Source organism: Ruegeria sp. B1, from assembly GCF_056535885.1.
The window spans coordinates 4380921-4394542 of sequence record NZ_JBQFJA010000001.1; the positions used below are offsets into that span (position 1 = coordinate 4380921).

At 58.7% G+C, this 13622-nt stretch carries 12 protein-coding genes and 2 pseudogenes; 1 reads left to right on the forward strand and 13 read right to left on the reverse strand.

Annotated features, from left to right (window positions below):
- Positions 1–135 precede the first annotated feature (135 nt).
- Positions 136–1394: pseudogene (locus ACR3ES_RS21705) on the reverse strand (IS110 family RNA-guided transposase).
- Positions 1395–1532: 138 nt separating this feature from the next.
- Here ACR3ES_RS21705 and ACR3ES_RS21710 point away from each other — a divergent pair.
- Positions 1533–1883: pseudogene (locus ACR3ES_RS21710) on the forward strand (integrase core domain-containing protein); the annotation flags it as partial.
- 35 nt (positions 1884–1918) lie between these two features.
- Here ACR3ES_RS21710 and ACR3ES_RS21715 read toward each other — a convergent pair.
- The 12 genes from ACR3ES_RS21715 to ACR3ES_RS21770 all read right to left on the reverse strand — a co-directional run bounded on the left by ACR3ES_RS21715 (position 1919) and on the right by ACR3ES_RS21770 (position 13621).
- Entirely contained in the window at positions 1919–2794 is an 876-nt protein-coding gene (locus ACR3ES_RS21715) for a strawberry notch C-terminal domain-containing protein (protein WP_480634755.1), read from the reverse strand.
- 591 nt (positions 2795–3385) lie between these two features.
- Positions 3386–4369 carry an aldo/keto reductase gene (locus ACR3ES_RS21720; RefSeq protein WP_480424494.1) on the reverse strand — a complete coding sequence of 328 codons (984 nt, stop codon included), beginning with the start codon at positions 4367–4369 and terminating at the stop codon, positions 3386–3388.
- Positions 4370–4396: 27 nt separating this feature from the next.
- Positions 4397–5677, reverse strand: coding sequence for a TRAP transporter large permease (locus tag ACR3ES_RS21725; RefSeq protein ID WP_170437790.1), 1281 nt, complete (start codon positions 5675–5677; stop codon positions 4397–4399).
- Positions 5668–6204 (reverse strand): TRAP transporter small permease, encoded by a 537-nt coding sequence (locus tag ACR3ES_RS21730; protein ID WP_170437792.1) that lies wholly within the window; start codon positions 6202–6204, stop codon positions 5668–5670. Before ACR3ES_RS21730 ends, ACR3ES_RS21725 begins: the two co-directional genes overlap by 10 nt.
- 60 nt (positions 6205–6264) lie before the next feature.
- The gene (locus ACR3ES_RS21735) at positions 6265–7239 is read right to left on the reverse strand and encodes a sialic acid TRAP transporter substrate-binding protein SiaP (protein ID WP_170437795.1); all 975 of its coding nucleotides are present in this window, start codon (positions 7237–7239) and stop codon (positions 6265–6267) included.
- 70 nt (positions 7240–7309) lie between these two features.
- The gene (locus ACR3ES_RS21740; RefSeq protein ID WP_170437797.1) at positions 7310–8599 is read right to left on the reverse strand and encodes an L-fuconate dehydratase; all 1290 of its coding nucleotides are present in this window, start codon (positions 8597–8599) and stop codon (positions 7310–7312) included.
- On the reverse strand, positions 8596–9441 hold the full coding sequence (locus ACR3ES_RS21745; RefSeq protein WP_170437800.1) for a fumarylacetoacetate hydrolase family protein: 846 nt from the start codon (positions 9439–9441) through the stop codon (positions 8596–8598). The genes ACR3ES_RS21740 and ACR3ES_RS21745 overlap by 4 nt, the downstream gene beginning before the upstream one ends.
- 15 nt (positions 9442–9456) lie before the next feature.
- Entirely contained in the window at positions 9457–10206 is a 750-nt protein-coding gene (locus ACR3ES_RS21750) for an SDR family oxidoreductase (protein ID WP_170437802.1), read from the reverse strand.
- 7 nt (positions 10207–10213) lie between these two features.
- The gene (locus tag ACR3ES_RS21755) at positions 10214–10543 is read right to left on the reverse strand and encodes an L-rhamnose mutarotase (protein WP_170437804.1); all 330 of its coding nucleotides are present in this window, start codon (positions 10541–10543) and stop codon (positions 10214–10216) included.
- Positions 10543–11652, reverse strand: coding sequence for a mandelate racemase/muconate lactonizing enzyme family protein (locus ACR3ES_RS21760; RefSeq protein ID WP_170437806.1), 1110 nt, complete (start codon positions 11650–11652; stop codon positions 10543–10545). The genes ACR3ES_RS21755 and ACR3ES_RS21760 overlap by 1 nt, the downstream gene beginning before the upstream one ends.
- A 6-nt stretch (positions 11653–11658) precedes the next feature.
- Complete coding sequence (locus ACR3ES_RS21765; RefSeq protein WP_170437809.1) at positions 11659–12753, reverse strand: sn-glycerol-3-phosphate ABC transporter ATP-binding protein UgpC; 1095 nt, start codon at positions 12751–12753, stop codon at positions 11659–11661.
- Between the two features lie 4 nt (positions 12754–12757).
- On the reverse strand, positions 12758–13621 hold the full coding sequence (locus tag ACR3ES_RS21770; RefSeq protein WP_170437811.1) for a carbohydrate ABC transporter permease: 864 nt from the start codon (positions 13619–13621) through the stop codon (positions 12758–12760).
- Between the last annotated feature and the right edge of the window lies 1 nt (position 13622).

Here is a 13622-nt window from a genome sequence, read left to right on the forward strand (position 1 = left end):
ACAACATGTCTCTCCCATAACAAACACAGAGTACGCATCTGCGGCTCTCACCGTCCTTAAGACGAGATCTTCGAGTCGTTGAGCAGAAGGCCTGAACATTATCTACGAGGTCAGAAACCTGCCTCTACGGCCCTGTCAGAGAAGGGTCCTTCTGCTGTCGATCACCCCTGAAAGAAGGGGCGATATGGTTCTCCGCTTTTGATGATCCCATGTACTGTGCGGGCCATCTTGGCGGCGATTGCGGTATACGCCTTTCGGCGCAGATGGGCGTTATGCCGATCCTTCGTTATGTAACGTTCGAACTTGTCACGAAAGCTGTTGGTTGGCTGCATGATGGCTACCTGACCAGCCATCCATAGCGTGCGGCGCAATCTGGCATTGCCGTATTTGGACAGCTTGGTCTGGCCCCGGAAGGTGCCGGACTGGATGGTCGCGAGGTCCATCCCGCAGAATTTGAGAAACTGCCGGTGATGCCGGAAGCGGCGCAGGTCGCCAGCCTCTGCCAGAATGGTCAGGGCGTTGATGGGCCCGATCCCTGGGATCGAAGTCAGGAGTTTGTAGTCGCTGTTGTCTTTAAGCAGCCCAATGGCGCGATCCTCAATCTCATTCCGCTGGGCAATCAGGCAGCGCCCTTCGCACAAGACCAAGCGAAACATTCTGGCCGCGTCAGAATCCAATGCGATTGGCAAGCCAACCGAAGACTTGGCGGTCTGATAAATGTCTGCAAGCAAGCGTTCTTTTGAGACCTTGCGGCCGACAACCTCCCATGCATCGGCAATGAACGCATCTTGATCCATGGCGGAGATGAAATGCGGTGACGGGTAGCGCTCCAGGAAGGCAAAGAACCAGTCGCTGCGCGAGCTGCGATGGAAGCGCTCTGCTTCGGGAAAATACAGGGGCAGATAATGAGTCAGTACCCGGTGCCATAACTCAGTCTTACAACGAGAGACGATGTCGTGTGTTTTGGATAGTTCCTGTAAGTCATTTGTGCCGCTCAGCAATGGATCGTGATAGAATTGTTCGTTCCCGATTCGCATCATGTGCAGGATAACCTGCGCGTCTTTCGGGTCATTCTTATCCCAGCTGTTGTTCAGGGCCTCGCGGGTGCGCGCCAAGGCCACGGAGGACACCAGCTTCACCTCGAAACCAGCGACACCAAGCTGATAAGCCAGAGCGCGGTGGTAATTGCCGGTGGCCTCAAAAGCCACACGGACAGGACAGTCATACTCCGTGAGTATGGCGATCAACCGATTGAAGTCGGCAAGCTGGTTCAGAATGGTGAAACGGCGTCGACGCTTCTTACCAGGGATCTGAAGCAGAACTTCGTGGCGGGATTTGGCAATATCGATCGCCACCAAAACAGCTTCTGACTGTGCAATAGTGGTGTCGGTCATAGTCGGTCTCCTCTTCAGTGTGGTTTGTCGCAAAACCACTGTAGAGACCTGAGAACCGGCTATGATCACCTGTTGCGCTATTTGAGGGCTGCACAGGCAATCATAGCCTCTGCATTAATATCATTCCGAAGGTGTTACGGGTCCAGCTACATTTCCGGAGAGTTGGCCGATTGGCTGCAAGATCAGCAAATGGATCACGTGCGTGGTGCGCCATATCATCCGCAAACCCAAGGCAAGATTGAGCGCTGGCATCAGACCCTCAAGAACCGCATCTTATTAGAAAACTACTATCTACCTGGCGATCTCACGCAGCAGATTGGTGCTTTCGTCGAGCATTACAATCACCGTCGCTACCACGAGAGCCTGCAAAACCTCACGCCCGCTGACGTCTACTTCGGACGAGGCCAAACCATTCTGAGACAACGAGAAAGGATCAAACGAAAGACAATCGAAACGCGGCGCTTGCTTCACCGCAAATCCGCCGCATAATTACGCGAACCGGATGAGCCAGAGCCTCTCTTAGGTCAGATTACCAACTGGCCCAAAACTCCTGACGACGGACAATCGAGGTCCATAAACTTGCCGCGCAGAACTGAGGCCTGGGTCTCATCAAGCGCGCGACCGAGCAAGGCAGGTCCCTCCTCCGGCTGCACCCGGTAAATGCGAGTATTGTCACCTGGGATCTCCGTCCAGATCGGCAGGATTAACCCCGTCAACAGATGCAGTTGGCGTGTCTCCGTATCGGGCAGCCCGGCAGCCTCCGCATCCCAGAGAGTTCGGAACATGGTAGTATTTACTGGCTCCCAGTTGGAACGCTCGAAGGTTTCTTCGGTAAGGAAGCTTTTCTTCGCTGGCCGCACTATGCGCCGCTCAAGCAGCAGCTCACCGCCCGCGCCGTAGACCTGCTCCGGCCGGGAAGCGATCAATGCAACCGAACCGGAGGTCGCACTGCGATAGAACAGGCGGTTCTCGATCGTCAGCGGAACCAATGAGGTGACCGCACCCGTTTTGTCGCACTTGCGCAATTCCTGCGATGTTCCGGCCGTGATCCTGTCGCCACGCAGGATCTCCAAACCAACATCCAGCGTACCGGCTGCCATCGCGCGCGCCGTGGCAATCTCGATCTTCTCCATAAACTCGACGAAAATCGCGTTCTGCATGGCGATCGGCAGCGCCAGAACCCGGTTGAGGAAACGTTGAATAGGGGCAACTCCTCGCACTTTGCCACAATCAGTTCGGACGACGCGGAAGAACCGCGACTGCTCTTCGGCTGCGGTTCGCTTCTTGTTGAGGCTGGAGCAAAGTTTCCGGCCGATGCCACTGCCAAGTCCCGGATTTATGCCAACCAACGGATCGCGTTGCGGAACAGCCGGTGCCTGTTCCCGATCGTGTTCAAACACGTTAGCGATGCCCCTCACAGGAGAGTTTCAGTATGACGGGGTCGATTAAACGAAATTTTATTTCAACTCTGGGTTTATATTTTTACGAGTAATTACAATAATAAATTGTGGTGCTTCATATTGCTACACGCTTCAGGGCCTGAGGGGCTCCAAGCCGCCTGCGCTGCGGACGGCTTGGGTCTCTGTTGGATCACTTGCCCGCAGTGGCCGTGCCGTCGGGGGCCCTCGTCTGTTTCATCAGCCTCAGATGTGACGTCCTCGATGCGCGGGTGGGCCATCAGATCAGGTGCCCAGCCGGTCACAGCGAAGAACCTGTATCGCTGCTTTCTACCCCGATGTGGTATCGCGTGCGCGTCAAGCCGATTATTTTCGCTAGCACTGGAATGGCGACATATCGACTTTGCCCAAAAAGCTCTCGGGCCGACGCACTATGTTCGAGCTTGAGAAGAGTGAGGGCTAAGATCGTTGAAGATTGGCCCCGGCAGCCGCTGTTTGGCCAGCCGCCGGAAGTCGTGGAAGTTGTGGTAATCTGTCAAACGCATGGTTCTTCCACTTTGAAGTGAAAACCGCTGTCTGGTTTCAAAAAGTGGTTCAGGAGCCGTCGGGCATATGTCGAAATACGTCGTGAAACTCTTCCGGTGTTGCTTGCGCCATTGCTTCGATGTTTCGCGTCAGGCTAGTCGCCTTCGACGTGCCGATCAGGACGGATGATGTCAGTTGGTGTGACTTCGCAAAATGCAATGCGGCTGTGGCCAAAGGCATGCCAAGCCCATCGGCTTTGTCCTGTAGCGCTCGAACCTTGTCCAGAATTTCGGAGGAAGCCGGCTGATAATCATAGGTCGCACCTTCTACCGGGCCGGTGGCAAGAATACCCGAGTTCAAAATACCGCCCAGGACAAGGCTGGTGCCCTGCGCATGGCATTGCGCGGTCAGCGCTTCCTCAGCCGAGCGGTCCAGCAAAGTCAGGCGGCCTGCAAGCAGAATGACATCAATCGGGCCGTGGCGCATGACATCGAGACAGATTTCGTTTTCGTTCACCCCCAAACCAAACGCACGGATGCGGCCTTGTTCCTTCAGCTTCACCAGCCGGTCGTACCCGCCGCCCAAAAACGCCTCCATCTGGGTCGCGTTGTCGGCACCGTGAGTGAAGATGCCGATGTCATGCACGAACACGATGTCCGCCATGGTGGTTTGCAGCCGTTCCAGACTGCTTTCCAGCGAAGCCTCGATCCCATCGCCTGAATAGTCATAGCGCACGTCGTTGGGCAACGGGTTTACGAACCCGTCAGCCTCGGCCATGGGTTGCCCGGGTGACAGAACCCGGCCCACCTTGGTCGAGATCACATAATCCGATCGTGGTTTATCGGATAAAAACTGCCCCAGACGCTGTTCCGAGAGGCCGCGCCCATAATGCGGGGCCGTGTCGAAATACCGAATTCCGACCTCCCACGCGGTGTCGAGAACGTCCCGTACGTCCGCATCCGAGGCTTCCCCGTAGAGGTTGCCAATACTGGCGCAACCAAAGGACAGCTCGGTCACTTTCAGGTTGGTATTGCCGATTTGGTTGGTTTTCATCTTTGTCTCCAGGAAAGGGGCCGGATTTTACGACCCGTAAAGCATGTTGGGCAACCACAGGACCAGCGCTGGAACGAATGTCAGCAGCAGCAGAACACCCAACAAAGGCACAAGGAACGGCAAGGTCGCGCGCACGCATTGTTCGAATGGAACTTTCGAGACACGTGACAGCACGAACAGCACCATGCCGACAGGCGGGGTCAGCAGGCCCAGCATCAGATTCAGGATAACGATGATCCCCAGATGCACTGGGTCGATGCCGAATTGCGCAGCCACCGGCATCAGCACCGGCACAAGGATCGAGATCGCGGCGATGGTTTCCATGAACAGGCCAGCGATCAGGACCACGGCCATGATCAGCAAGAGGACGACGGCCTTGCTATCAGTGAAGGACAGCACGAATTCGGCAAAATGCGCGGCAACCTGATTGGCGGTCAGAATCCAGGCAAAGACCGAAGCTGCGCCCACGATCATCATGATCGCGGCCGTTGTCTCGATGGTTTCCAGAGAGATCACGGCCAGTTTCCGAACGGTCAGCGTGCGATACAAGACGGTGCCCAGGATCAGCGCGTAGGCTACCGCGCCAATGGCGGCCTCGGTCGGGGTGAAGGCACCCGACACGATGCCACCCACGATGATGACCGGTGTCATCAGCGGCAGGAAGGCTGCTTTGAACCGCGTGGCGATAACCGATGGGCTGAAGCTTACGTCGCGCGGATAGTTCCGCTTGCGCGACATCCACCAGATCATGACCGACAACGACAACGCCATCAGAAGGCCGGGCACAATCCCGGCGACAAACAGCTTGCCGATCGAAACCGAGGCCATGACGCCAAAGATCACCAGCGGCAGCGAAGGTGGAATGATCGGCCCGATGGTCGACGAAGCCGCCGTTACTCCAACGCTGAAATCATCATCATAGCCAGCTTCACGCATGGCCTTGATTTCAATCGCACCAAGTCCGCCCGCATCTGCGACGGCAGCACCGGACATGCCGGCAAAGATGATACTTGCCCCAACGTTTACGTGGCCCAACCCGCCATGCATCCATCCGACGATGGCCCGGGCGAAGCCAAAGATGCGCGCGGTGATCCCGGCCGAGTTCATCAGTGCTCCGGCCAGAATGAAGAAGGGGATGGCCAGCAGCGGGAAGCTGTCCATGCCGTTGACCATGTTGTGCATCAACAAAACCGGCGGCAGACCGGAATAGAGGATGTAGGCAAAGGACGACAGCGCCAGCGCAAACGCGATTGGTACGCGCATCAGCATCAGACCAAACAGGGATACGAAAAGAATGATCAGGCCCATTTGTCGACGCCTTCCTTAAGTTGCTTCACCCGCGCGACGATCTGATAGGTCACAACCCCCAGATTTCCGACCGCCAGTATCATGACCGCGGTGTGCAGGTAGTATTTCGGGAATGGCAACGAGACCATTTGCTGGAACGAGGTGCGCTGGATCAACTCCCACGCCGACCAGATGATGACGGCGAACAGAACGAAGGTTGCAACCAGTGCAAAGACATGCACCCAGCTGAGCAGGCGGCCATAATACTTGTCGACGAATTCCAACACGATATGGCTACCGACAGCCTGACACCGGATCGCACCGGCAAAACCCAGAAGGATCAGCAGATACCGCGCCGCTTCTTCGGTCCAGGCGATGGAGTCGTTCAGCACATAGCGGGTGAAGAACTGCAAGAAGACCACGCCGAACAGCAAACCGAACAGCGCCAGCAGACCATAATCTGCCACGGTGATACGATAGTTCCGAAAATGCGCGTCATCTTCGGCGGCAAGGGCGTCAAAATCTATTTCGGGCGGGGCGTCGGACATCGGGACATTCCTCGTGCATAAAGGCCGGGCCCGACGGTGCGACGGGCCCGGTATTGCAGATTATTCCTGGATCGCCTGCAGACGTTCGAAGGTTTCAGCGTCCCACGGAACGGTGTCACCGCTCAGCAGAGGTGCAACCGCTGCCATGAATGGCGCACGATCCACTTCGTTCACGGTCACGCCCTGCTCGCGGAACCAATCGGCCAGTTCGGCCTCAGACTGCACGATTTCATCCGACGTGGCCGATGCGGCCTCGGCCAGCGCATCAATCAGCGCCTGACCATCATCACCCATCTTGCCCAGCGTTACGGGCGAGACCACAACGGCCAGCGAGTTGGTGATGTGGCCGGTCAGGTTGATGTTCGACTGTACTTCGTAGAACTTCTTGAACTGGATGGTCGGCAGCGGGTTTTCCTGCGCGTCCACGACACCTTGCTGCAAGGCCAGATAGACTTCGGCAAAGGCCATCGGTGTCGGGTTCGCGCCGGTTGCTTCGGGGAACATCTGATAGGCAGGCGCGTTCGGCGTGCGGATCTTCAGACCTTCCATGTCACCGGGTTCAAGGATCGGCTTGTTCGAGGTGACGTGACGCGCGCCATAGTAGGTCATGGTCGCGATCGTATTGCCCGAGATGTTCTTGTATTCACCGGCCATCTCATCGAACAGGTCCGAGTTCACATAGGCTTTCCAGTGGTCATACGACCGCATGGTGAACGGATAATCCGAGATGCTGATCGGGCCATAGGACTGACCCAGGAACGCAACGCCGGTAAAGATCGCATCAACCGTGCCCAGCGACAGCGCCTCGTTCAGCGCAGCCTCTTTGCCCAGCTGCGAGGCCGGGAACACTTCCATCTTGTAGCGACCGTCGGTCTTTTCCTCGAGCAGCTCGGCGGCCTTCACAGCGGCGGCGTGATAAGGCGTCGAGGCCTCATACACATGGCCAAAACGCAGCGTCTCCTGTGCCAGACCAGCCGTTGCGCCAAGCGCAACAATACAGGCGGCCCCAAAGGCCGTTTTACCAAAGTTCAACATTTTGTCTTTCCTCCAGGTTGGGTGATAAGCCGCCCGACTGTTGTTGCTTTTAGGGTCAGACGGCGGGGGTTTATTCCGCTGCCAGTTTGGGCAGGAACCGGAAATCTCTGATGCTGTCGGGTTTCATCTCGATGGAAAAACCCGGCTGGTCGGGGGCCATGTAGGCACCGTTCTTCACGACGCAGGGATCCAGGAAATGCTCGTGCAGATGGTCCACGAACTCGATCCGTTTGCTGTCTTTCTCGCCCGAGATCGCGACGTAGTCGATCATCGACATGTGCTGAACGTATTCGCACAGGCCCACGCCGCCCGCATGGGGCCAGACCGGCAGATCGTATTTCGCCGCCATCAGCATGACCGCCAGCACCTCGTTCAATCCGCCCATCCGGCAGCTGTCGATCTGAACGATGTCGATCGCGCCTTCCTTGATGAACTGCTTGAAGATGATGCGGTTCTGGCACATCTCGCCGGTGGCCACCTTGACCGGAGCGACACCGTCGCGGATCGCCTTGTGGCCGAACACGTCGTCGGGGCTGGTGGGTTCTTCGATGAAGAAGGGCCGCGCAAAGGACAGCGCCTTGACCCAATCCACGGCCTGATCGACCTCCCACACCTGATTGGCGTCGATCATGATGTTCATGTCTTCGCCCAGCACTTCACGCGCAATGGTCAGGCGGCGGATATCGTCGTCCAGATCACGGCCGACCTTGAACTTGGTGTGGGTAAAGCCCGCCTCCTTGGCCTCACGGCACAGGCGGCGCAGCTTGTCGTCGGAATAGCCCAGCCATCCCGCCGAGGTGGTGTAGCAGGGATAGCCCTCGGCCTTCAGCTTGGCGACACGTTCCTGTTTGCCGGGCTCGGCGGCGCGCAGCAGCGCCAGCGCTTCATCCGGCGTGATCGCATCGGTCAGATAGCGGAAGTCGATCAAGCGCACGATCTCTTCCGGACTCATCTCGCCGACCAGTTGCCAGACGGGCTTGCCCGCCTCTTTGGCCCACAAATCCCACGCAGCGTTCACGACCGCGCCGGTGGCCAAATGGATCGCGCCCTTGTCGGGGCCAATCCAGCGCAACTGGCTGTCGCCGGTGATATGGCGCCAGAACCGGCCCATATCTTCGGTGATCCAGTCCCGTTCCAATCCAGTGACCAGCGCGCCAAGCGCCTCGATCGCGGCCACGCAGATCTCATTGCCGCGCCCGATGGTGAAGGTCAGGCCATGGCCCTCATGCGCGCCATCGGTCTCAAGAACCACATAGGCCGCCGAGTAATCGGGATCGGGGTTCATCGCGTCCGACCCGTCCAGACTGTCCGAGGTCGGGAAGCGCAGGTCTTCGGTACGAATACCAGTGATGCGGGTCATTTGCTTGCCTCCACGGTTTGACGCTGGACGCCCAGCCCTTCGATCCCCAGCTCCATGGTGTCGCCCGGTTTAAGGTACGTTTGCGGGTCCTGCCCCATACCCACGCCGGGAGGCGTCCCGGTCGAAATAACATCGCCCGGCTGCAGCGACATGAACTGCGACAGGTGCGAGATCACGGTCGCCACATCAAAATGCATCGTCTTGGTCGAGCCGTCCTGATAGCGGTGGCCGTTGACCTCAAGATACATTGGCAGGTTCTGCGGGTCTGGCACCTCATCCCGCGTCACCAGCCAGGGGCCGATGGGGCCGAACGTGTCGGCAGACTTGCCCTTGACCCACTGGCCCGAGCGGTGCAGCTGAAAGTCCCGTTCAGACAGGTCGTTGATCACGCAGTAGCCCGCGACGTGGTCCAGCGCATCCTCGACGGAGACGTATTTGGTATGCTTGCCAATCACCACACCCAGCTCGACCTCCCAGTCGGTCTTGACCGAGTTGCGCGGGATTTCCACGGTGTCATCGGGGCCGATGATGGCCGAGGTTGCCTTGAAGAAGATCACCGGTTCTTCGGGCAGCGCCATACCGGATTCAGCGGCGTGGTCGGCATAATTCAGGCCGATGCAGATGAACTTACCCACCTGACCGACGCAAGCGCCGATACGCGGCGCGCCGTCGACCACGGGCAGCGCATTCACATCCAACGCGCGCAGGGCATCAAGCCCGGCATCCGACAGCGCGTCGCCCGCGATGTCGCTGACTTTGCCAGACAGATCGCGGATCGCGCCGTTTTCATCCATCAGGCCGGGTTTTTCTTGTCCAACGGGACCGTAACGCAGCAGTTTCATCTCAAATCTCCCTGATCAAACGGTCCAGCCGCCATCGATGGCGAAGGTCTGTCCGGTGGTGAATGCGGTCTCATCGCTGGCCAGATAGACGGCCAGGGCGGCAATCTCATCCGCGTGGCCGATGCGACCCATGGGCTGGCGCGCGATGAAGTCTTTCATTGCCTGTTCATAGTCGCCGGTGGCGCGCAGGCGGTCATGCAGACTGGGGCTGTCGACGGTACCGGGGCAGATTGCGTTGCAGCGGATGCCCTGCGTGATGAAGTCAGCGGCGATGGATTTAGTCAGGCCGATCACGGCCGCTTTGGATGCACAATACGAGAAGCGGTTCGGCACGCCTTTCATGGACGAAGCGACCGAGGACATGTTGATGATCGAGCCGCCGCCATTTTCCAACATGCCCGGCAGCACCAGCTTGGCCAGCCGGTACATCGCCTTGACGTTCAGATCAAAGCTGAAATCCCACTGGTCATCGTCGCATTCAAGGATCGAGCCAGCCCCAACGAAACCGGCGCAGTTGAACAGCACGTCCAGCGCTCCGGCGGTCGCGACGACCTCGGCCACGGCGTCTGCATTGGTGACGTCCAGCTTCAAGGCTGTCACGCCGTCGATTGCGGCCAGTTCCGCAAGTGTTGCATCGTTGATGTCGCAGGCAATCACCTGCGCGCCTTCGGCCACGTATTTCTCGACGCTGGCGCGGCCAATGCCCTGCCCTGCGGCGGTGATCAGCGCTTTCTTTCCGGCCAGACGGCCCTGTGCTTTGGTCATGTCGTCCTCAATCCGTGTGGAATACTTCAATCATGGGTGCCCATTTTTCGCCTTCGGCGCGGCTGGGCAGTGGGTTTTGGCAAGGGTCGGTGAAACGCCACCATTCCTGCGTTCTGGGGTCTTGCGCCATGCGGGCCATGTCCCCTTCGAAATCGGTGCCGTGATATTCCCAATAACCGAACAACAGGTTCTCGGGCTCACGTAGGAAAATCGTGTAGTTGCGGATATTGCTGTTGGCGATCTGCGCTAACACATCAGGCCAGACGGCTGCGTGCAGGCGTTTGTATTCGTCCAGTTTTTCGGGTTTTACGCCGATCACCATACCCATACGTTTCATCATGCGCCCTCACTGATTGTGATCGGCGAGGATTGGGCTTCGATCGCCTGCCAGTCCCACGCGATGCCAAGCCCGGGCACGTCTGACGGAATGGCAAAGCCATCCTCGATGCGCATCGCGTCCGTGGTCACACTGTCAAGCTGCGGGATGTATTCCAGCCATTTCGCGTTGGGTACGGCACAGACCAGCGGCAAGTGCAGTTCCATCAGGAAATGCGGGCAGACCATGACGTTATACGCCTCGGCCAGATGCGCCACTTTCAGCCACGGGGTGATCCCCCCGATCCGCGCGACGTCGACCTGCACGATGCTGGCCGCGCCCGCTTGCAGGTAATCCTTGAACTGGCTCAGCGAATACATGCTCTCGCCGACGGCAATCGGCACCGAGGTGCGGCGCGACAGCTCGGCATGACCCGCGACGTCGTCGGCGGGCAGAGGCTCCTCGAACCAGCCGATATTATAGTCTTCCAAGACCTGCGCCCGGCGGATCGCCTCGGATAGGGTAAAGCCCTGATTACCATCGGTCAGGATTTCATAACCCGGCCCAACGGCCTCGCGCACCGCAGCCAGACGGGTGGCATCCTCGCTCAGATGGTCGCGCCCGATCTTGATCTTCGAGCCCCGGAACCCCTGCGCCTGCATCGCCAGTGCGTCATCGACCAAGGCTTGCGTGTCCAGATGCAGCCAGCCGCCCTCGGTCGAATAGAGCGGGATGCGATCCCGCGATCCGCCGGCGGCTTTCCACAGTGGCAGCCCCTGTTTGCGACAGCGCAAATCCCAAAGCGCGGTATCAATCGCGGCCAAGGCCAGCGAGGTGATGGCCCCCACCACCGTCGCATGGGTTAGGAACAGCAGATCGCGCCAGATGCCTTCGATCCGATCCGCATCGCGCCCGATCAGTGCTGGTGCCAGCGTTTTCTCAAGCAGTGCCATCACCGACGGGCCGCCGGTACCGATGGTATAGCAATAGCCCACACCCTGCGCCCCGTCGCTGTCGGTCACGGTCACGATGGGTGTTTCCTGACTGACAAAGGACTGAATCGCATCGACCCGTTTGACCTTTGGGATTAGGTCAATCATGCGCAGTTCGATATGGGTGATGGTGGCCACGGTTGCTTAATACCTCAGCGCCGCGCCGGTGCCCGCGTCGAAGACGTGGCATTTGTCGAGAACAAGGTGGAACGGCAACGTTTCACCCGGATGCACCGGGCGCGGGTTGAACATCTTGGCCTGAACCTCGACGCCCACCAGATCCGCAAACAGCAGGGTTTCGGTACCCAGAGGTTCTTCCAGCGCGACGGGCATTTTCAGATCGACCAGATCGCCCTTTTCCTCGACCGCATGGCCGACCGGCATCAGGTTGTCAGCGCGGAACCCGAACTGTACCACCTGTCCTGCACGCACATGATCGCGCGCCGAGGCCGGGACGGGCACCGTGACCGCGTCCTTCAAAACGATGGTTCCCGCATCGGTGACAACCCCATCGACAAGGTTCATCGGAGGCGAACCGATAAAGGTCGCGGCAAATGTGTTGACCGGCGTGTTGAACAACTCCAACGGGGTACCGACCTGGACGATATGGCCATTGCGCATCAGAACGATCCGGTCGGCCAGCGTCATCGCCTCGACCTGATCGTGGGTCACGTAGACGATGGTATTGCCTACGCGCTGGTGCAGTTTCTTGATCTCGACCCGCATCTGGGTGCGCAGCTTGGCGTCGAGGTTCGACAGTGGCTCATCAAACAGGAACACGTCCGGGTGCCGCACGATGGCACGGCCCATGGCAACGCGCTGGCGCTGACCACCGGACAGTTCCGCCGGTTTGCGGTCCATCAACTCGTCCAGCCCAAGGATCGCGGCGGCTTCGGTCACAGCCTTGGTGATCTCGGCCTCGGGACGCTTGGCGATCTGCAGCGTGAAGCCCAAATTTTCGCGCACCGTCATATGTGGATACAGAGCGTAGTTCTGGAACACCATCGAGATGTTGCGCTTGCGCGGGGGCAGGTCGTTGACCACCCGGTCGCCGATGGAAATCTCACCATCCGAGATATCCTCGAGCCCCGCAATCATACGCAGCGTGGTGGATTTACCGCAGCCCGAGGGGCCAACCAGCACCAGAAACTCTCCGTCGCGGATGTCCAGGTTGATGCCATGCACAGCCTGTTGCTTACCATAGCGTTTGACGACGTTGTTGAGTGTAACTTCAGTCATTTCGTTATCCTTTCACGCCGCCAAAGGTCAGGCCCGCGATCAGGTGCTTCTGCACGATAAAGGTCAGGATCAGGGCGGGCAGGATCATCAGCACGGCCAACGCGCACATACCGCCCCAGTTAATGGTGAATTCTGCGGTGAAATCCAGCAGGCCCACAGGCATCGTCTTGGAGCCCACCGAGCGGGTCAGCTGCGAGGCCAGCGCGAATTCGTTCCACGAGGTCAGGAAGGCGAAGATCGCCGCCGAGGCCACACCGGACCGCGCCACCGGGAACTCGACCCGCCAGAAGGCCTGCCAGCGGGTGCAGCCGTCGATTTCAGCAGCTTCGTGCAGTTCCTTGGGGATCTGGCGGAAGAAGCCATCGGTCAACCAGATGGTGAAGGGCACGTTCATCGCCACATAGACAAGGATCAGGCCGAAATGCGTGTCGATTAGGCCCGCCTTGGCAAAGACGATGAACAGCGGCAGCGACAGGGCCACACCGGGTACGGCGCGGAACAGCATCAAGCCAACGAAATAGCCGTTCTTGAACTTGAACCGATAGCGCGCAAAAGCATAGCCGCCGCCCATCCCAATTAGAATGGCGATCGCGGTCGAAGTGACCGAGACGATCAGCGAGTTGCGGAAGTAGTGGAACACAGGCACACCGCCCTCACCCGCGCCACCGAACATGGCGCGGTAGTGATCCAGCGTGAAGGTCGGAGTCCAGACCGGCGGTTTGGCCATGATCTCGACTGTCGGGCGGAACGAGTTCAGCACGATCCACAGGCCGGGAATACAGATGATCGACATAACCAGAAACAGACCGGCGAGGTGCAGCACTTTCATCAGGCGGCGCTGGTTGCGGTAGGATTGATTACGGTCCATG

Excerpts from the sequence above, each read along its gene's own strand:
- ACR3ES_RS21720 (WP_480424494.1), bottom strand. The coding sequence starts at position 4,369 with ATGAAAACCAACCAAATCGGCAATACCAACCTGAAAGTGACCGAGCTG.
- ACR3ES_RS21725 (WP_170437790.1), bottom strand. The coding sequence starts at position 5,677 with ATGGGCCTGATCATTCTTTTCGTATCCCTGTTTGGTCTGATGCTGATG.
- ACR3ES_RS21730 (WP_170437792.1), bottom strand. The coding sequence starts at position 6,204 with ATGTCCGACGCCCCGCCCGAAATAGATTTTGACGCCCTTGCCGCCGAA.
- ACR3ES_RS21735 (WP_170437795.1), bottom strand. The coding sequence starts at position 7,239 with ATGTTGAACTTTGGTAAAACGGCCTTTGGGGCCGCCTGTATTGTTGCG.
- ACR3ES_RS21740 (WP_170437797.1), bottom strand. The coding sequence starts at position 8,599 with ATGACCCGCATCACTGGTATTCGTACCGAAGACCTGCGCTTCCCGACC.
- ACR3ES_RS21745 (WP_170437800.1), bottom strand. The coding sequence starts at position 9,441 with ATGAAACTGCTGCGTTACGGTCCCGTTGGACAAGAAAAACCCGGCCTG.
- ACR3ES_RS21750 (WP_170437802.1), bottom strand. The coding sequence starts at position 10,206 with ATGACCAAAGCACAGGGCCGTCTGGCCGGAAAGAAAGCGCTGATCACC.
- ACR3ES_RS21755 (WP_170437804.1), bottom strand. The coding sequence starts at position 10,543 with ATGAAACGTATGGGTATGGTGATCGGCGTAAAACCCGAAAAACTGGAC.
- ACR3ES_RS21765 (WP_170437809.1), bottom strand. The coding sequence starts at position 12,753 with ATGACTGAAGTTACACTCAACAACGTCGTCAAACGCTATGGTAAGCAA.
- ACR3ES_RS21770 (WP_170437811.1), bottom strand. The coding sequence starts at position 13,621 with ATGGACCGTAATCAATCCTACCGCAACCAGCGCCGCCTGATGAAAGTG.